Genomic DNA, 16,555 nt, shown 5'->3' with positions numbered 1-16,555 from the left:
ACAGGACGCCGTTCTCCGAATCCACGATTGCCGGCAAAAGCTGCTCGCGGCCGATCTTTGCCGTCGACAGAACACCCCATCGGAACATCACGCTTCTCCATGTCGGTTTACAGGCGACGAGGTTTGCCTGAAATCGACGGAAAAGCCAATGCAGGAGGCGGCGCGCTTCCTCGCCCCACGCAGTGGGGAGAGGTGGCCCGGCGAAGCCGGGACGGAGAGGGGCCTTCGTAGAACGCAGCTTCGGAGTGGGACGGCTTCACGACAGCACAATTCTGCGAAGGCTCTGCCGTCGCGGAGGGCGCCCCCGCTCCGTTCTCGGGCTTCGCCCGAGCCACCTCTCCCCCGCCTTCGCGGGGGCGAGGAAATGTGCTGTGCCTACCCCCTCTTCCCCGTCAGCGTCATGTCGAAGTCGACGACATTGGAATAGAGCGGCGTGCCGACATCCATGCCGTAGCGCGACCGCAGCACCTTGCCGGTGACGTGGAATTTGATGGTCCCGCCCTTCAATCCGCCGAGCTCGGCGGTGAATTTCTCCGGAAACGTCTTGCCGCGCGCCGTCAGGCGCCCGGTAACGACCGCCGTCGTGTCACCGGTGCGCGTCACGCTGGTCGAGCGGAACTGGATCTCCGGGTTGTTGGCCGCGTCGAACACCGCGTCGGAGCGCAGGAAGGCATCGATGCGGGCCTGACCGGTGCCGACGCTTTCGGGATAGATGGTGAGGTCGACCTTGGAGCGGCCGACATCGCCATTGTCGATGCGGATCGTGCCCTTGAAGCGGCCGAAAGCGCCGTCGAAGCCGCCGCCGCCGGCCTTGCCGATGGTGAAGCGGATCGAGGAGCCAGACGGGCTGATCGTGTAGCTGCCGGCCGCGTCGCTGAGCGCCACCGCGGCAACGGCAGGCACGGCAAGGCAAGCGGCAAAGGCCGCCAATCCGAGGATACGCGCGTTCATGGGTTTCTTCCTTCCGCAGATACGCTTTTCTGCGTTCTTGCCCCACCAACGAATGGTGGCGCGGTTCTATTCCCTGCCTGACGAAGGTGTGATCATGCGCGTCAGCACATTGTCGCGCAGCAGGAAATGGTGGCGCAGCGCCGCCGCGATGTGCAGCGCCACCAGCCCGATGCCGGCATAGGCGAGATACCAGTGCGCGGACGTCCAAAAGCTCTCCGAAGCGTCGGATTCGGCGAGCGGCAGATTGGGCATCACGAAGAGATCGAACGGCATGGTCGGAATCTCCAGCGTCGACACCGAAACCAACGCCCAGCCGGAGAGCGGCAGCGCGATCTGGAAGGCATAGAGCGCGAAATGCGCCAGCGGCGCGGTCCTGCGCTCCAGCGTGCCAACCGAGCTGGGCAGTGCCGGCGCCACATTGCCGAGCCGCCAGGCGATGCGCAGGATGATCAGCCCGAGCAGCAGGAAGCCGAAGGATTTGTGCAGCTGGATCAGCTCGAAGGACGCGCGCTGGCTTGTCGTGCGCACCATGACGACGCCGAGCGCGAACTGGCCGATGAAGATGACGCCGATCAGCCAGTGCAGGACGATCATCGCCCAGCCGTAGCGGGTGGGGGTGTTGGTAAAGGGTTGCATGCGAGGCGAACGAAGCCGGCGCCGGCTTTCTTCCGGGAGCCTTACCCTCCCCACAAGGGGGCAATCGCATATGGCAGCGCCAGCCCCCTCATCCGGCCGCTTCGCGGCCACCTTCTCCCCGACGGGGAGAAGAGACTGGCGCCGACGCCGGTAATCTCCTCTCCCCCTGGGGAGAGGTCAGCCGAGCGAAGCGGAGGCTGGGTGAGGGGGAGTGCCATATGCGATAGTCCTCCCCACAAGGGGGAGGGTGCCACTCACCTTGAAGAAATCGACAAACGCCCGCAGCGCAGGGCGCATCTGCCGGCGGCTCGGATAGTAGACGAAGAAGCCGTCGAAGGACGGGCACCAGTCCTCCAGCACGCGGATCAGCCTGCCGTCGGCCAGTGGCGCCGACACATAGGGCTCGAAGACGAAGGCAAGGCCGGCGCCGTCGACCGCCGCCTGGGCGATCAGGTGGTCCTCGTCGAGGATCAGCGGTCCTTGCGCCGCGATCTCGATCTCCTCGCCGTCCTTCTCGAATTCCCAGCGGTAAAGGATGCCGCTGGAGAAACGGAAGCGGATGCAGCGGTGGTCGGCCAGCTCGCGCGGATGGCGCGGTTTCGGCATGGAGGCGAAATAGGATTGCGAGCCGACCACCGCGCCGCGGAAGTCGGATCCGATGCGCACCGCGATCATGTCGCGCTGCAGGCTTTCGCCGAGCCGCACGCCAGCGTCGAAGCCGCCTTCGACGACATCGGTGAAGCGATCCTCGATGACGATCTCCAGGACGATATCGGGATAGGCCGCGGCAAAGGCGCCGAGCCTGGGCGTCAGAGTCAGGTGTGCGGCCGTGCGTGGCACGGTGAGCCGCAGATTGCCGGCGGGCCGGTCCCGCGCCTCGACCGCCGTCTCCAGCGCCAGGTCGATCTCGGACAGCGCCGGGCGCAGCCGTTCGAGCAGCTGCGCGCCTTCTTCGGTCGGCGCGACGCTGCGCGTGCTGCGCGCCAGAAGCCGCACGCCGAGCCGCGCTTCGAGGCTCGACACCGCGTGGCTGACCGCCGAGGGCGCGATGCCGAGCTCGCGCGCGGCGCCGCGAAAGCTGGCGCATTGGGCGACCGTGGCGAGCACGGCGAGCTGCGAGAGGTTGGTGCGGTTCATTGGTCTATGTTTTAGAACAAGCCGTGCAAAGGAGAGCCGATTATCGAACGGACTGCAAGGCCCTATTTCCTGCCCATCGCAACAAGGAGATGCGTGATGAAAACCCGCAAACTCGGAACTGAACTCGAAGTCTTCCCCGTCGGGCTCGGCTGCATGGGCATGAGCTTCGCTTATGGCGGCCAGCCGGAGGCCGAGGCCATCGCCACGCTGCGCCGCGCCGTCGAAATCGGCGTGACCTTCTTCGACACGGCGGAAGTCTATGGTCCGTTCGAGAACGAAATCCTGCTCGGCAAGGCGCTGAAGCCGGTGCGCGACAAGGTGACCATCGCCACCAAATTCGGCTTCAAGATCCTCGACGAAGGCACCGGCCTCGACCGCATGGCGGGCGTCGACAGTCGCCCCGAGCACGTCAAGGCGGTGGCCGAAGCTTCGCTGAAGCGGCTCGATACCGACGTGATCGACCTCTACTACCAGCACCGCGTCGATCCCAACGTGCCGATCGAGGACACGGTCGGCGCCATGGCCGAGCTGGTGCGCGAGGGCAAGGTGAGGGCGCTGGGCCTGTCGGAGGTGAGCGGCGCGACATTGCGCCGGGCGCATGCCGTGCACCCGATCGCCGCGGTGCAAAGTGAATATTCGCTGTGGAGCCGCGATCCCGAGGACGAGGTCTTCGCCGTCTGCCGCGAGCTTGGCATCGGTTTCGTGCCCTACAGCCCGCTCGGCCGCGGCCTGCTCACCGGCACGATTGCCAAGCCCGATGTGCTCGGCGCCGGCGATTGGCGCCTCACTCTGCCGCGCTTCCAGGCCGAGGCGATGGCAGCTAACAACGCCGTCATCGCGGTGCTGGAGAAGATGGCGGCGGAAAAGGGCGTGACACCGGCGCAGCTGGCGCTCGCCTGGGTGCTGCACCAGGGCGATTTCATCGTGCCGATCCCCGGTGCAAGAAAGATCCGCCACTTGGAGCAGAATACGGCGGCGGCCGGGATTGAGTTGAGCGCGGCCGAGGTTGCGGCGATCGGCGATGCATTGTCGCCGGATAAGGTGGTCGGCAAGCGCTATACGGAGGAATTGCTGGCGCTGGTGAATGGGTAGCAGACGAAGGGCGCTTTGGCGCCCGTTGTTGAAAGGCCGGCACGAGGCCCCCCTCTCTGGCCTGCCGGCCATCTCCCCCTCAAAAGGGGGGAGATCGATGTCGCATCTGCTTTCGTCAATCACCTGCGTTGCAAGGGAGCGCCGGCATCGAAACTGCCAATCTCCCCCCTTGAGGGGGAGATGCCCGGCAGGGCAGAGAGGGGGGCCTCGCGCCGACCTATTTTATTCTGCACCCTTACCAAGGCATCACTTCAATCTCCGGCCAGCACTCCCTGGCCCTTCTCCCCTTCGCCTCATGGGTCCGCTGATTGTCCAGCGCCCGGTTCGGCGTGATGCGAAACGAAAAGATATAATCCAGCCCGAACGGCGCCACCAGCTCCAGCGCCCCGTCAGCACCGTATCGCACCCCAACCGCATGCGTCTTCGACGCAAAATAGCTCACCGACTCGCTCGAACTCGCATACCGCGGACATTCCTCACCAAACTTCACCGGATACCACAGATGCACCCTCGCCTGGTTGCGCACCTCGACCGGCAGCGGCAGCCCCTCGAAATGCGCCGCCGCGCGGCGGATCACCGTGTCCTCGGCCTCGTAGGAGAGATCGGCATCATCGAAATAGAACAGATCGACGTCCTTGATGCCGTAGCCTGGCGGCTTGCCGGTCAGATGGTTCCAGACGCTGTTGTAGAGCGCGCCGGAAGCCACCAGCCAATCCGGCAGCGCAAGCGCCCGCGCCCGCGCCAGCGTCTCGGCCAACAGCGGGTCGGCCGCGATGATGCCGAGGAAAGCCGTGCGTTGCGTTTCGAAGGGAAGGCCGGAGTAGCGGAGGTGGTCCATCGCCCTTTGGAAGGCGATTCGCCACCTTCCGGCAATCCCAAGAAAGCCTATGCCCTCAGCACGCCGCCCGTCTGCTTGTTGACGTTCTCGACGATGCGCTTGGCCAGCGCCTCGAAATCCTCGTCGGTCAGCGTCTTTTCGACCGGCTGGATCGACACCTCGATGGCGATCGACTTCTTGGCTTCGCCGAGCGTGGCACCCTCGAAGACGTCGAACACCGAAACGCCGGTGACCAGCTTCTTGTCGGCAGCCAAGGCTGCTCGCACCAGCGTTCCGGCCTCGACCGTCCTGTCGACGACGAAGGCGAAATCGCGCTTCACCGCCTGGAAGGGCGACAGCTCCAGCTTCGGCTTGGTGCGCGTCGGCTTGGCCTTCGGCTCCGGCACGGCGTCGACGAAAACCTCGAAGCCGCAGATCGGGCCGGACGCATCGAGCCCGTCCAGCGTCTTCGGATGGAACTCGCCGAAAGTGCCGAGCACGGTCTTGGGGCCGAGCTTAATCGTGCCGGAACGTCCCGGGTGATACCAGGCCGGGCCGCCCGGCTCGATCTGCAGCCGGTCGACCGGCGCGCCGCAGGCCTCGAGCGCCGCGATCGCGTCCGCCTTGGCGTCGAACACGCCGACCGGCCCGGCATTGCCGGCCCAGCTGCGGCCCGAACCGTCGAGCCTAGCCGTACCGCGCCTCACGCCGGCTGCCACTCGCCGCTGCTGTTCGGGCGCGTCACCTTCATAGGTGCCGGAGACCTCGAACAGCGCCACGTCGCCGATGCCGCGGTCGGCATTGCGCTGCGCCGCGGCGATCAGTCCGGGCAGCAGCGAAGGCCGCATGTCGGACATGTCGGCGGCGATCGGGTTGGCGAGCTTCAGCGCCGTCTGGCCGCCGCCGAACAGCTCGGCGTGCTTGGCCGGGATGAACGACCAGGTCACGGCCTCCATCATGCCGCGCACGGCGAGCGCTCGCTTGGCGGCGCGGGTGCGCACCTGCAGCGTGGTCAGGATCTTGCCGTTGACGGCGTCATGCGAGGTCAGCGGCTGGGCCAAGATGTTGTCGACGCCGTGGATGCGCATCACCTCCTCGACGAGGTCTGCCTTGCCGTCGATGTCCGGCCGCCAGGACGGCACCGTCACCTTGACGACGTCGCCCGAGCCCTGCGGCTCGAAGCCGAGCCGCGTCAGGATGTCGAGGCTCTCGGCCTTGGGGACCTCGATGCCGGTCAGCCGCTTCACTTCCGACAGCGGGAAGGACACGACCATCGCCTTGTGTCCGGCATAGCCGGCAACCTCCATCTCGCTCGGCGTGCCGCCGCAGAAATCGAGCACCAGCCTGGTCGCGAGCTCCACGCCCGGCACCATGAATTGGGGATCGACGCCGCGCTCGAAACGATAGCGCGCGTCGGTGATGATGCCGAGCGCGCGGCCGGTGCGGGCCGTCGTGATCGGATCCCAGAGCGCCGATTCGATCAGCACATCGGTGGTGTTCTCGTCGCAGCCCGAATGCTCGCCGCCCATGATGCCGGCGATCGATTCCACGCCATTGTCGTCGGCGATCACACACATTTCGGGCGTCAGCGTGTATTCGCGGCCGTCCAGCGCCAGCACCTTCTCGCCGTCCCGGGCGCGGCGCACGACGAGGTTGCCGGCGACCTTCTTGGCGTCGAACACATGCAGCGGCCGGCCGCGGTCGAAGGTGACGTAGTTGGTGATGTCGACCAGCGCGCTGATCGGCCGGAGCCCGATGGCGATCAGCCGCTGCTGCAGCCATTTCGGCGACGGGCCGTTCTTGACGCCCTTGACCAGCCTCAGCGCGAAGCCGGGGCAAAGCTCGGGCGCCTCGATCGTGACCTTGACCGGTGTCGCGCCCTTGCCGGGAATCGCTTCCACCGGTGCTGTCTTCAGCCGTCCGAGCCCGCTCGCTGCAAGGTCGCGGGCGATGCCGTAGACGCTGGTCGCATCCGGCCGGTTCGGCGTCAGGTTGATCTCGATCACCGGATCGTCGAGATGCGCGTAGGCCGCGAAGCTGGTGCCGACCGGCGCATCCTCAGGCAAATCGATGATGCCGCTGTGCTCGTCCGACAGTTCCAGCTCGCGTTCCGAGCACATCATGCCATGGCTTTCGACGCCGCGGATCTTGCCGACCGAGAGCGTCACGTCGATGCCCGGGATGTAGGTGCCGGGCGCGGCGAAGGCGCCGATCATCCCCGCGCGGGCATTGGGCGCCCCGCACACCACCTGCACGGGCGGCTTGCCGTCGCCGGTGTCGACGGTCAGCACCCGCAGCCGGTCGGCATCGGGGTGCTGCACCGCCGTCAGCACCTTGGCGATGACGAAGGGTTTCAAGCCTGCCTTGTCGTCGACATGTTCGACTTCGAGGCCGATCGCGGTCAGCCGCTCGACGATCTCGGCAAGCGAGGCGTCGGTCTCGAGATGGTCCTTGAGCCAGGAGAGCGTGAATTTCATGGTTCTGTTCCGTTCGGTCCTTGCCCTTCTGGTCGGGGCACGCTGGTCTTCAGATGTCTCGGCAGGTCGTCCGGCATGTGCAGGAAGGGCAGTTGCTCGCGCACATAGGCATGCAGCGTCGGCTTGAAATAGGCCGGCATGTCCATGACGCCGAGCATGAAATAGATCTTGTTGTCGAGCCGCTTATCGACATAGGCGATCGGCGAGCCGCAAATGCCGCAGAAGGAGCGCTCCACCGGGCCGTTGCGGTAGCTTTTCAGCGACTTGCCTTCGAGCGCGACCTGGTCGGCCATGAAGCCGACAAAGGCCGACACCGGCGCGCCCGTGGCGCGCCGGCAGTCGCCGCAATGGCAATAGCTGATGTGGTGCGGCTCGGCCGAGGCCTCGAACCGCACCGCGCCGCAACGGCAGCCGCCGGTGTGAGGTGCCGTCATGCAGACAGCCCCCCGAACAGCGTCGGCAGGTCGAGCGGCCGGAAGCCGTAATGCGTGAGCCACCTCACGTCGGCGTCGAAGAAGGCGCGCAAATCCGGCATGCCGTATTTCAGCATGGCGATGCGGTCGATACCCATGCCCCAGGCAAAGCCCTGATATTCGTCGGGATCGAGCCCGCCGTAACGCAGCACGTTGGGATGCACCATGCCGCAGCCCAGGATCTCCATCCAGTCGGAGCCTTCGCCGAAGCGCACTTCGCCCGGACGCGAGCGGTCGCACTGGATGTCGACCTCGAGGCTGGGTTCGGTGAACGGGAAGAAGGACGGGCGGAAGCGCATCTTGACGCTAGGCACCTCGAAGAAGGCCTTGCAGAACTCCTCCAGCACCCACTTCATGTTGGCGATGTTGGCGGTTTTGTCGATCACCAGCCCTTCGACCTGGTGGAACATCGGCGAATGCGTCGCGTCGGAATCCTGCCGGTAGGTCTTGCCGGGAATGACGATGCGGATCGGCGGCTTCTGCCGCTCCATGGTGCGGATCTGCACAGGCGAGGTGTGTGTGCGCAGCAGCTTGCGCTCGCCCCTCTCGTCCGGCTGGAAGAAGAAGGTGTCGTGCATCTCGCGCGCCGGATGTCCCTCGGGGAAGTTCAGCGCCGTGAAATTGTAATGGTCGGTCTCGATATCCGGACCTTCGGCGATCGAGAAGCCGAGATCGCCGAAGATCGCCGCGATCTCGTCGATCACCTGGCTGATCGGATGGATGCGGCCGCGCTCGCCCGGCGACTGGCGAACGGGGAGCGTGACATCGACCTTCTCGGCCTCGAGCCGGGCGACGATCGCCACATCCTTCAACTCGGCCTTGCGCCGGGTGAGTGCCTCGGTGACGCGGTTCTTGAGGCCGTTGATCGCCGGGCCCTTCACCTGCCGTTCCTCGGCGCTCATGGCGCCCAGCGTCTTCAGCATTTCGGACACCGAGCCCTTCTTGCCCAGCGCCGAGACGCGCACCGCCTCGATCGCGGCCTCATCCGAGGCCGCCGCGATCTCGGCGAGCAGCGAAGCTTCCAGGGCTTCAAGATTTCCAGCAGTGGCGTTCACGGCGAAACTCTCTTCGTTCGGGCGGACAGCACCCATGTGGTGCGTCACCATCTTGGTTTGATCAGGCATAAGAAAAACCCGCGCCAGCCGTGCCAGCGCGGGTTCCCCAAATCAGTACTAGAAATGCTTGGGAAGCGCTGGCTTAGGCGACAGCGCTCTCAAAAGCATTCGGCGTGGTGTTCTTCAGATATTCGAGCGCGACCTTGGCCTTGGCCACCAGCGCGGCGAAAGCCTGCGGCTCGTGGATGGCCATGTCCGAAAGGACCTTGCGGTCGATCTCGATGCCGGCCTTGTTGAGACCGTCGATGAAGCGGCCATAGGTCAGGCCGTGCTCGTGGGTCGCCGCGTTGATGCGCTGGATCCACAGCGCGCGGAACGAGCGCTTGCGGTTCTTGCGGTCGCGGTAGGCATACTGCAGCGACTTCTCCACCGCCTGCTTGGCGATGCGGATGGTGTTCTTGCGGCGGCCGTAGAAACCCTTGGCGGCTTTCAGGACCTTCTTGTGCTTGGCGTGGGCGGTGACGCCTCTCTTTACGCGTGCCATGTCATGATCTCCTTAATACGTTGTCCAAGCCGAGGGATTAGAGGCCGTTCGGCAGAAAATTCTTGATGACCTTCTTGCCGTCCGGTTCAGCCAGAACCATCGTGCCGCGGGCATCGCGAATGAACTTGTTGGAACGCTTGATCATGCCGTGGCGCTTGCCGGCGGCAGCCGACAGCACCTTGCCGGTGGCAGTAATCTTGAACCGCTTCTTGGCGGCCGATTTGGTCTTCATCTTGGGCATTTTGCTACTCCGTATTGGTGGCGCACCATCGCGCTTCTTTTCTCGCTTCGGGCCGACCAAAGCCCGAAAAGCAAATGAAACCGCCACGGCATGCCCTGCCGGGCGGTTTTCTGGAACCGCGGTCCTATAGATCAAAGACGGCTGCTGTGCAACACCTCAAGCCATGCGACGCGGTGTCCGCGATGTGCGCCGGCGGGAACGGTTGAGATTCAGGTCAGGCCGAGCCGAAAATGGTGGTTTCCGAGAACCGGAGCGGAGCGTACTTAAAGTACGTGAGCACCGGAAGCGCAGGAAGCCGCCATTTGCAGGCCGGCCTCACCTGAAGATTACCGTTCCTAGGGCAGCGTGAACCACACCGGCAACACCCCCGACTGTTGCGCGCCGTCGATCAGCTCGAAGGCCGGCAGCGCCACCAGGAACACCATGCCGTCGAGCAGCGTGTTCAACAACAGGCGCGGCTTGAAGCTGCCGGTGTCGCCCTCCCGGTAGAGCCGGAGGTTCGGGAAGAAACGCGGCACCTTGGCAAGATACGCCGCATAAGGGGCGCCGAGAACTTCCTTCAGATAGCGCTCCTCGCGCAGGATGACGATGTGGAACGCGCCGGCGCACAGCAGCGCAAAGAGAATGATGCCTGAAAACGAGCCGATCTGCGCGCCGACGCCGGCAGCAGCCACGGTCGAGAACAGGTAGAGCGGGTTGCGGGTGATCGAATAGGGCCCGCCGGTGACCACTTCGGAGGATTTGCGCCCCCCGATATAAAGCGTCGACCACAATCGCCCGACTATGCCGAGAAAAATCAAGAGCACGCCGAACATCTCGATCGTTTCGTGCACCGGCGTGTCCGGCGGAAAAGTCGACTGTCCGAACAGAAGCGCGGCAAACAGCACCACGATCAGAACGGCCAGCACAACGCGGCGCATATACTGATAGCCGCCGAGACCTGGCGTTTGCCTGGCAGGCTTGGACTTCACTTCATCGGCCATGAGGAAAACCCGATCGTCTGCTCGCGATCGCGAAGCGATCGTCGAGATTTGCACGCAACCGAAGAACTCGGTCGTCGATTTGCTCGCGATCGGACAGAAAACAGGCGTCCCGCCGATCGTCGGGACGCCCCTGCACCATGATTTTGGCGGGATTTAGCGCGGCGCCAGAACCATCATCATCTGGCGGCCTTCGAGCTTCGGCTCCGCCTCGACCTTGGCGATCGTCGCCACTTCCTCGCGCACCTTGTTCAGAAGCTGCATGCCGAGCTCCATATGCGCCATCTCGCGGCCGCGGAAGCGCAGCGTCAGCTTGACCTTGTCGCCTTCCTCGAAGAAGCGCCGCACGGCCTTCATCTTGGTCTCATAGTCATGGCTGTCGATGTTCGGGCGCATCTTGATCTCCTTGATCTCGATGACCTTCTGGTTCTTGCGCGCTTCGGCCGCCTTCTTCTGGTTGGCGTATTTCAGCTTGCCGAGATCGAGGATCTTGACGACGGGCGGTACCGCATTGGGCGATATCTCGACCAGATCGAGCCCGGCCTCTTCGGCGAGCAGCAATGCGTCGTTGATGGAAACATCGCCGCGGTTCTGGCCTTCGGCGTCGATAAGCTGGACCCGGGGAACCCGGATGTCTCGGTTGGAGCGCGGCCCGTCCTTGGTGGGTGCCGCTGCTTTGAAAGGTCTGCGAATGGTCGTGGTCTCCTCGGCCGTTTCGTTCAGGGTTTCTGTAGAGTCAAAACAGGTGGACGCGCCTATGTGGTGAGCGCGGGGTGTGAGTCAATAGCATAGCCCTGCCGGAAAATCACCTGCCGCCTGCAATTGTCTGCACCAAGCAAAGAAATGCCGCGAGCACTTTTCGTTGAACCACCGCCTGTGCCAAAAGACCGGCGGAAAGGACAAGCCCATGGCCGCCGGCGCTCCGGTTTTCATCGATGTGGACGGATCGAGCATCGCCGTCAGGCAGGCGCCGGGCGCGGCGCCCGGCGTGGTGTGGCTCGGCGGCTACAAGTCCGACATGCTGGGCACGAAGGCGGAGACACTTGCCGCCTGGGCCGCTCGCGAGGGCCGCGCCTATCTGCGCCACGACTATTCCGGCCATGGCGAGTCGGGCGGCGAATTCGCCGGCGGCACGATCTCCAGATGGCTGGCCGAGAGCCTTGCCGTCTTTCGGCGCTTCAGCAAAGGCAAGCAGGTCCTGGTCGGCTCCTCGATGGGGGCGTGGATCGCTCTGCGCATGGTGCAGGAATTGCGCCGGGCGGGCGACGACCGCGTGGCCGGTCTCGTGCTGCTTGCGCCGGCGCCTGACTTCACATTCGAGTTGATCGAACCGGTGCTGACCAAGGCACAGAGGCGCGATCTTTCTAAAAAGGGATTTTTTGCCGAGCCGTCCGACTATTCGGACGAGCCTTATATCTACACCCGGGCGCTGATCGAGGACGGCCGCGCCAACCGGGTCATGACCGGACCGATCGACACGCACTGTCCGGTGCACATATTGCAGGGCCTGGCCGATCCGGACGTGCCGTCCAGCCATGCGCTGAAGCTCGCATCGATGCTTCCCGCCGACGACGTGACGCTGTCGCTGATCCCCGACGGCGACCATCGCCTGTCCCGTCCCGAGGATCTCGATATGCTGCAGCGCGCCGTCGCCGACATGGTCAGGCGGGCCGCCTGACCATGCGCATCTCCATCCCGATATCCGCCTTCGTCGCCGCGATCGTCGGCTTCGGCGGCACGCTGGCCCTCGTCATCGCCGCCGCCAAGGCGGTCGGCGCCACCCAGATCGAGACCGCCAGCGGCGTGACGGCGATCTGCCTTGCCATGGTCGTGGAATGCCTGTGGCTGTCCTGGCGCACGAAAATGCCTGTCATCACCGCCTGGTCGACGCCGGGTCTCGCCCTGATCGCGGCCTCCAGCGGTTTCACGATGCCGCAGGCCGTGGGCGCCTTCATGGTCACCGGTGTCCTTCTGGTCGCCACCGGCCTCTTCAAGCCGCTGACCCGGCTGATCGCGCAGATCCCGGCCTCTGTGGCGTCCGGCATGCTGGCCGGCATCCTGGTCAGCTTCGCCGTCAATGCGGTGAAGGCCATTCCCGCCGATCCCTGGCTGATCCTGCCACTGATCGCCGCCTTCTTCGTCATCCGCCTGTTCAATCCGGCTTTATCGGTGCTGGTGGTGCTGATCGGCGGCGGCCTTGCCGCTTTCCTCACCGGCCGCGTCGGCAGCCTGCCGGTGCCGGAACTGTCGACATTGACGTTCATTGCGCCGCAATTCACCGCATCGGCGACCATCGGCCTTGCCTTGCCGCTCTACCTGGTCACCATGGCCTCGCAGAACCTTTCCGGCCTCGCGGTGCTGCGTGCCGCCGGCTATCACCCCGAACCCGGCCCGCTGATCGGCGTCACCGGACTGTTTTCGCTGCTCTCGGCGCCGTTCGGCGCCGCGACCACCAATCTCGCGGCGATCTCGGCCGCAATCTGCACCGGCCCCGATGTCCATCCAGATCCGGCCGAGCGGTGGAAGACCGGGCCGTTCTACGCGCTGGCCTATCTCATCTTCGCCATCTTCGGCGCCTCGCTGGTGGCGATCTTCGCCGTGCTGCCGCAGAGCCTGATCGTGCTGGTCGCGGGGCTCGCCTTGACGGCGCCCCTGGCCAATGCGCTGTCGATAGCCCTTCATGACTCTGGCGACCGCATGCCGGCCACCGTCACCTTCGCCGTGACCGCGTCGGGACTCACGCTCTTCGGCGTCGGCGCGGCGTTCTGGGGGCTTATCGCCGGCATGGCAGTGCTTTTCCTGGAAAAACTCAAAAAGCGATAATCATTTCAGAAGCTTCGCCGGTTTTGGCCGGATTTGTCTTGAATAGCCCATTTCGCCTTCCCATTTCGATTCCACGCAGCCGATTTGGCTGTCTCCAATGGAAGGATTGGGAGAAATGAATACGACTGCATTGATCCGTCCGGCCTGGACGCCGGCCACCATCGCGCTGATGGTCATCGGCTTCATGGTGTTTTGGCCGCTCGGCTTCGCCATGCTCGCCTACATCATCTGGGGCGACCGGCTGGAAGGCTTCAAGCGCGACGTCAACCGCGCGACCGACGGCATCTTCGCCGGCTGCCGCCGCGGCTCCGACAAGGCGGCCCGCTGGGGTCACGGTTCGGCCCGCACCGGCAATGTCGCCTTCGATGACTGGCGCGAGAAGGAGCTCGAGCGCCTGGCCGAAGAGCGCCGCAAGCTGGACGAGATGCTGACCGAGTTCGACGACTACGCCCGCGAACTGCGCCGCGCCAAGGACCAGGAAGAGTTCGACCGCTTCATGGCCAACCGCAACAAGCATACCGCGCCGACCACCACCGGCTCGGACGACAAGCCCGCTGCCAAGCGCGGCAAGGGCACGAACCTGCTCGACGACTGAAGCCGCGCGACAGGCTCCGGTATGATATGCGGCGTCGCGTTCAGCGGCGCCGTTTCTTTTTTGTTCTCTTTGTAGCTTCCCTCCACTGGCCGTTTTTTTCGAATCGCGTATCGTCCAGCCATGACCCTCGGCTTCTTTCGCAATCTGACCAAGCCAAAGCCCACCCCTGTGGTGGAGCGCGAACACTGCGTCGCCGGCCGCACGCTGCCGCTGAAGATCGTCGAAAGCGCCAGGGCCAGGCGGCTCACTTTGCGCATCGATTCCGGCGGCCAGGGCCTTCGCGTCACCGTGCCGCCCGGCCTGCGCCGAGGCGAAGTGGAGAAATTCCTCGACCGCCACCAGGATTGGCTGGAGCAGCGCCTGGCCAAGGTGCCTACCCGCCCGCAAGTGCGGCCCGGCATAAAAATCCCGATCCGCGGCGTGCCGCACCGCATCGTGCATGAGCCTTCGAAGCGCGGCACCGTCACGGTCTCGCGTGACGAGCGCGGCCCGCTTCTGGTCGTCCATGGCGAGCGCATCCATCTGCCGCGCCGTGTCGCCGACTACCTCAAGCGCGAGGCCAAGAAGGAGATCGAAAGACTGGTGGTCAAGCACACCGAGGCGATCGGCAAGCGCGCCAAGGCCATAAGGTACAAGGATACGTCCAGCCGCTGGGGGTCATGCACCTCGGAGGGCAATCTCTCCTTCTCCTGGCGCATCATGATGGCCCCGCCGGCGGTGATAAACTATTTGGTGGCGCATGAGGTGGCGCATCTCAAGGAGATGAACCACGGCCCGAAATTCTGGAAGCTGTGCGAGAAACTGTGCCCCGATACCGACCGCTGCAAGGACTGGCTGAAGCGCAACGGCGGGGCGTTGCAGGCGATTGTGTTTGAGTAGGGACGATGGCTTGCGCGCTACTAGCCCGCGAAGCAAGGAGCGAAGCGACGCGCGCAGATCCTAGGATCCATGCCTAACGTGCGAGCGCCGCAGCGGTGCAAACAATGCTATGCCGTTGAACGAAAAAGGGAATATTCTCCGCCGCTGCACCTTTCGGCTGATGTAACGGCATGGATCCTAGGGTCTGCTCGCCGCTTCGCGTCGCTCCGCCCTAGGATGACGACCGCGCGGTTGCCTCACGCACCCCTCAATCATCATTCGCCGCGTTCAATTCCTCCGGCCGCAGCCCTTCTTCGATATGCGGCCACGGCAGGAAATCCCGGTCGAAGCCATCGCTGCCGAAATACTCCAGCGCCCGGTGCGCCTCGGCGCCGTTGAAGGCGGCCTTGTCGATCAGATGCGCGATCACCTCGCGCGCTTGCGCGACCTTCTGCTTCAGTTCGGCGACGGTCCGGTCGGCCATGATTATCCTGCTCTCGCCTGTGGTTCCTATATGAAGGTAGCGTTTTCCGCCGTGGTGGCAACAGCATGCTTTTTCTCGACTCTCGCGGCTTTTCGTGCCAAGCCCGGCCCATGACGCTCGACATCAAGATCTGCGGATTGAAGACCGACGCCGCGATGGCCGCCGCCCTTGCCGGCTGCGCCAGCCATGTCGGCTTTATCTTCTTCCCCAAAAGCCCGCGCTATGTCGAGCCCGCCGAGGCCGGGCGCCTGCGCGAAGCGGTGCGCGGCAAGGCCTTGGCGGTTGCCGTCACGGTCGACGCCGATGATGCTTTCCTGGACGAGATCGTCGCCAAGATGCAGCCGGACATGCTGCAACTGCACGGTTCGGAAACGCCTGAGCGTGTGGCCGAGATCAAGGCGCGTTACGGCCTGCCGGTCATGAAGGTGTTTTCCGTCAGCGAGACAGCCGACCTCGAGCGTGTAAAGCCGTTCGTTGGCATCGCCGATCGTTTCATGTTCGACGCCAAGCCGCCCAAGGGATCGCAGCTGCCGGGCGGCAATGGCGTCGCCTTCGACTGGCGCATCCTTGCCGGCCTTGACGCCGGGCTCGATTACATGCTTTCCGGTGGGCTCAACGCCGCCAATATCGGCGATGCCCTGAGACTGGCCAACCCTCCCGGAATAGACGTCTCGTCCGGTGTGGAAAGCGCTCCGGGCGTCAAGGATCCGGCGCTGATCGAGCAGTTTTTCCGGGCCGTCAGGGCCGCGCGCGACGACCGCGCCGCCTGAGCACAACCAAAATCAGGAGATCGGCGATGAACAAGCCGGCTATGCCCAATTCCTTCCGCACCGGACCCGACGAGCAGGGCATGTTCGGCATTTTCGGCGGCCGCTTCGTCGCCGAGACGCTGATGCCGCTGATCCTCGACCTCGAAGAGCAGTGGAACCACGCCAAGAACGATCCGGAGTTCAAGGCCGAACTGCAGAACCTGTCGACCCACTATGCCGGGCGGCCCTCGAAGCTGTATTTCGCCGAGGGCCTGACGAAGCATCTCGGCGGCGCCAAGGTCTATTTCAAGCGCGAGGACCTCAACCACACCGGCTCGCACAAGATCAACAACTGCCTCGGCCAGATCCTGCTCGCCAAGCGCATGGGCAAGAAGCGCATCATCGCCGAGACCGGCGCCGGCCAGCACGGCGTTGCCTCGGCTACCGTTGCGGCGCGCTTCGGCTATCCCTGTGTCGTCTACATGGGCGCCACCGACGTCGCCCGCCAGAGCCCCAACGTCTTCCGCATGAAGCTGCTCGGCGCCGAGGTGCGGCCGGTCACCGCCGGCCACGGCACGCTGAAGGACGCCATGAACGAAGCCCTGCGCGACTGGGTCACCAATGTCGAGGACACCTATTACCC

Annotated in this window: 19 protein-coding genes; 7 read left to right on the top strand and 12 right to left on the bottom strand. The window is 64.7% G+C overall.

Going from position 1 to position 16,555, the window contains the following annotated elements:
• Positions 1–375: 375 nt before the first annotated feature.
• From EOA27_RS02270 to EOA27_RS02260, 3 genes are all read right to left on the bottom strand, one after another.
• Positions 376–951 (bottom strand): YceI family protein, encoded by a 576-nt coding sequence (locus EOA27_RS02270; protein WP_126080133.1) that lies wholly within the window; start codon positions 949–951, stop codon positions 376–378.
• Positions 952–1,017: 66 nt separating this feature from the next.
• The gene (locus tag EOA27_RS02265; RefSeq protein ID WP_126080132.1) at positions 1,018–1,587 is read right to left on the bottom strand and encodes a cytochrome b; all 570 of its coding nucleotides are present in this window, start codon (positions 1,585–1,587) and stop codon (positions 1,018–1,020) included.
• A gap of 177 nt (positions 1,588–1,764) precedes the next feature.
• Positions 1,765–2,724, bottom strand: coding sequence for a LysR family transcriptional regulator (locus tag EOA27_RS02260; protein WP_245467299.1), 960 nt, complete (start codon positions 2,722–2,724; stop codon positions 1,765–1,767).
• A 96-nt stretch (positions 2,725–2,820) separates the two neighbouring features.
• On the opposite strand from EOA27_RS02260, the gene EOA27_RS02255 reads away from it, so the two are divergent.
• Complete coding sequence (locus EOA27_RS02255) at positions 2,821–3,816, top strand: aldo/keto reductase (RefSeq protein ID WP_126080131.1); 996 nt, start codon at positions 2,821–2,823, stop codon at positions 3,814–3,816.
• A 235-nt stretch (positions 3,817–4,051) separates the two neighbouring features.
• Here the strand turns inward: EOA27_RS02255 and EOA27_RS02245 are convergent, their stop codons facing one another.
• From EOA27_RS02245 to infC, 8 genes are all read right to left on the bottom strand, one after another.
• The gene (locus tag EOA27_RS02245) at positions 4,052–4,654 is read right to left on the bottom strand and encodes a nucleotidyltransferase family protein (protein WP_126080130.1); all 603 of its coding nucleotides are present in this window, start codon (positions 4,652–4,654) and stop codon (positions 4,052–4,054) included.
• A 47-nt stretch (positions 4,655–4,701) separates the two neighbouring features.
• Positions 4,702–7,110 (bottom strand): phenylalanine--tRNA ligase subunit beta, encoded by a 2,409-nt coding sequence (pheT, locus tag EOA27_RS02240; protein ID WP_126080129.1) that lies wholly within the window; start codon positions 7,108–7,110, stop codon positions 4,702–4,704.
• Positions 7,107–7,544 (bottom strand): GFA family protein, encoded by a 438-nt coding sequence (locus EOA27_RS02235; protein ID WP_126080128.1) that lies wholly within the window; start codon positions 7,542–7,544, stop codon positions 7,107–7,109. The genes pheT and EOA27_RS02235 overlap by 4 nt, the downstream gene beginning before the upstream one ends.
• Positions 7,541–8,674: a phenylalanine--tRNA ligase subunit alpha gene (gene pheS, locus EOA27_RS02230; RefSeq protein WP_126083619.1), complete on the bottom strand. Its 1,134-nt coding sequence runs from the start codon at positions 8,672–8,674 to the stop codon at positions 7,541–7,543. Before pheS ends, EOA27_RS02235 begins: the two co-directional genes overlap by 4 nt.
• A gap of 106 nt (positions 8,675–8,780) precedes the next feature.
• Positions 8,781–9,182, bottom strand: a complete 402-nt coding sequence (gene rplT / locus EOA27_RS02225) for a 50S ribosomal protein L20 (protein WP_042637600.1) — start codon at positions 9,180–9,182, stop codon at positions 8,781–8,783.
• Between the two features lie 37 nt (positions 9,183–9,219).
• Positions 9,220–9,423, bottom strand: coding sequence for a 50S ribosomal protein L35 (rpmI, locus tag EOA27_RS02220; protein ID WP_027166935.1), 204 nt, complete (start codon positions 9,421–9,423; stop codon positions 9,220–9,222).
• 335 nt (positions 9,424–9,758) lie between these two features.
• Complete coding sequence (locus EOA27_RS02215; RefSeq protein WP_126080127.1) at positions 9,759–10,406, bottom strand: isoprenylcysteine carboxylmethyltransferase family protein; 648 nt, start codon at positions 10,404–10,406, stop codon at positions 9,759–9,761.
• Between the two features lie 153 nt (positions 10,407–10,559).
• On the bottom strand, positions 10,560–11,096 hold the full coding sequence (gene infC, locus EOA27_RS02210; RefSeq protein WP_010912915.1) for a translation initiation factor IF-3: 537 nt from the start codon (positions 11,094–11,096) through the stop codon (positions 10,560–10,562).
• Positions 11,097–11,310: 214 nt separating this feature from the next.
• Between infC and EOA27_RS02205 the strand changes: the two genes are divergently transcribed.
• From EOA27_RS02205 to EOA27_RS02190, 4 genes are all read left to right on the top strand, one after another.
• Complete coding sequence (locus tag EOA27_RS02205; RefSeq protein WP_126080126.1) at positions 11,311–12,081, top strand: alpha/beta hydrolase; 771 nt, start codon at positions 11,311–11,313, stop codon at positions 12,079–12,081.
• 2 nt (positions 12,082–12,083) lie between these two features.
• Entirely contained in the window at positions 12,084–13,226 is a 1,143-nt protein-coding gene (locus EOA27_RS02200; RefSeq protein ID WP_127255346.1) for a benzoate/H(+) symporter BenE family transporter, read from the top strand.
• 115 nt (positions 13,227–13,341) lie between these two features.
• Positions 13,342–13,821, top strand: a complete 480-nt coding sequence (locus EOA27_RS02195) for a DUF2852 domain-containing protein (RefSeq protein WP_126080124.1) — start codon at positions 13,342–13,344, stop codon at positions 13,819–13,821.
• Positions 13,822–13,941: 120 nt separating this feature from the next.
• On the top strand, positions 13,942–14,700 hold the full coding sequence (locus EOA27_RS02190; protein ID WP_126080123.1) for a M48 family metallopeptidase: 759 nt from the start codon (positions 13,942–13,944) through the stop codon (positions 14,698–14,700).
• Between the two features lie 247 nt (positions 14,701–14,947).
• Here EOA27_RS02190 and EOA27_RS02185 read toward each other — a convergent pair whose 3' ends face one another.
• Positions 14,948–15,163 (bottom strand): hypothetical protein, encoded by a 216-nt coding sequence (locus tag EOA27_RS02185; protein ID WP_126080122.1) that lies wholly within the window; start codon positions 15,161–15,163, stop codon positions 14,948–14,950.
• Between the two features lie 110 nt (positions 15,164–15,273).
• Between EOA27_RS02185 and EOA27_RS02180 the strand changes: the two genes are divergently transcribed.
• Together EOA27_RS02180 and EOA27_RS02175 are read left to right on the top strand one after the other, a co-directional pair.
• Positions 15,274–15,933, top strand: coding sequence for a phosphoribosylanthranilate isomerase (locus EOA27_RS02180; RefSeq protein ID WP_126080121.1), 660 nt, complete (start codon positions 15,274–15,276; stop codon positions 15,931–15,933).
• A gap of 26 nt (positions 15,934–15,959) precedes the next feature.
• Positions 15,960–16,555 (top strand): pyridoxal-phosphate dependent enzyme (locus EOA27_RS02175; RefSeq protein ID WP_127255345.1); only part of this gene is annotated, 596 nt, incomplete at its 3' end.

It is taken from the genome of Mesorhizobium sp. M2A.F.Ca.ET.037.01.1.1 (assembly GCF_003998075.1).
Lineage (GTDB): Bacteria > Pseudomonadota > Alphaproteobacteria > Rhizobiales > Rhizobiaceae > Mesorhizobium.
Note: the sequence above shows the minus strand (reverse complement) of the source record. Positions and strands in the feature narration are given on the sequence as shown.

Coding starts and splice junctions, on each gene's coding strand:
- EOA27_RS02270 (WP_126080133.1), bottom strand. CDS start 951: ATGAACGCGCGTATCCTCGGATTGGCGGCCTTTGCCGCTTGCCTTGCC.
- EOA27_RS02265 (WP_126080132.1), bottom strand. CDS start 1,587: ATGCAACCCTTTACCAACACCCCCACCCGCTACGGCTGGGCGATGATC.
- EOA27_RS02260 (WP_245467299.1), bottom strand. CDS start 2,724: ATGAACCGCACCAACCTCTCGCAGCTCGCCGTGCTCGCCACGGTCGCC.
- EOA27_RS02255 (WP_126080131.1), top strand. CDS start 2,821: ATGAAAACCCGCAAACTCGGAACTGAACTCGAAGTCTTCCCCGTCGGG.
- EOA27_RS02245 (WP_126080130.1), bottom strand. CDS start 4,654: ATGGACCACCTCCGCTACTCCGGCCTTCCCTTCGAAACGCAACGCACG.
- pheT (WP_126080129.1), bottom strand. CDS start 7,110: ATGAAATTCACGCTCTCCTGGCTCAAGGACCATCTCGAGACCGACGCC.
- EOA27_RS02235 (WP_126080128.1), bottom strand. CDS start 7,544: ATGACGGCACCTCACACCGGCGGCTGCCGTTGCGGCGCGGTGCGGTTC.
- pheS (WP_126083619.1), bottom strand. CDS start 8,674: ATGGGTGCTGTCCGCCCGAACGAAGAGAGTTTCGCCGTGAACGCCACT.
- rplT (WP_042637600.1), bottom strand. CDS start 9,182: ATGGCACGCGTAAAGAGAGGCGTCACCGCCCACGCCAAGCACAAGAAG.
- rpmI (WP_027166935.1), bottom strand. CDS start 9,423: ATGCCCAAGATGAAGACCAAATCGGCCGCCAAGAAGCGGTTCAAGATT.
- EOA27_RS02215 (WP_126080127.1), bottom strand. CDS start 10,406: ATGGCCGATGAAGTGAAGTCCAAGCCTGCCAGGCAAACGCCAGGTCTC.
- EOA27_RS02205 (WP_126080126.1), top strand. CDS start 11,311: ATGGCCGCCGGCGCTCCGGTTTTCATCGATGTGGACGGATCGAGCATC.
- EOA27_RS02200 (WP_127255346.1), top strand. CDS start 12,084: ATGCGCATCTCCATCCCGATATCCGCCTTCGTCGCCGCGATCGTCGGC.
- EOA27_RS02195 (WP_126080124.1), top strand. CDS start 13,342: ATGAATACGACTGCATTGATCCGTCCGGCCTGGACGCCGGCCACCATC.
- EOA27_RS02190 (WP_126080123.1), top strand. CDS start 13,942: ATGACCCTCGGCTTCTTTCGCAATCTGACCAAGCCAAAGCCCACCCCT.
- EOA27_RS02185 (WP_126080122.1), bottom strand. CDS start 15,163: ATGGCCGACCGGACCGTCGCCGAACTGAAGCAGAAGGTCGCGCAAGCG.
- EOA27_RS02180 (WP_126080121.1), top strand. CDS start 15,274: ATGACGCTCGACATCAAGATCTGCGGATTGAAGACCGACGCCGCGATG.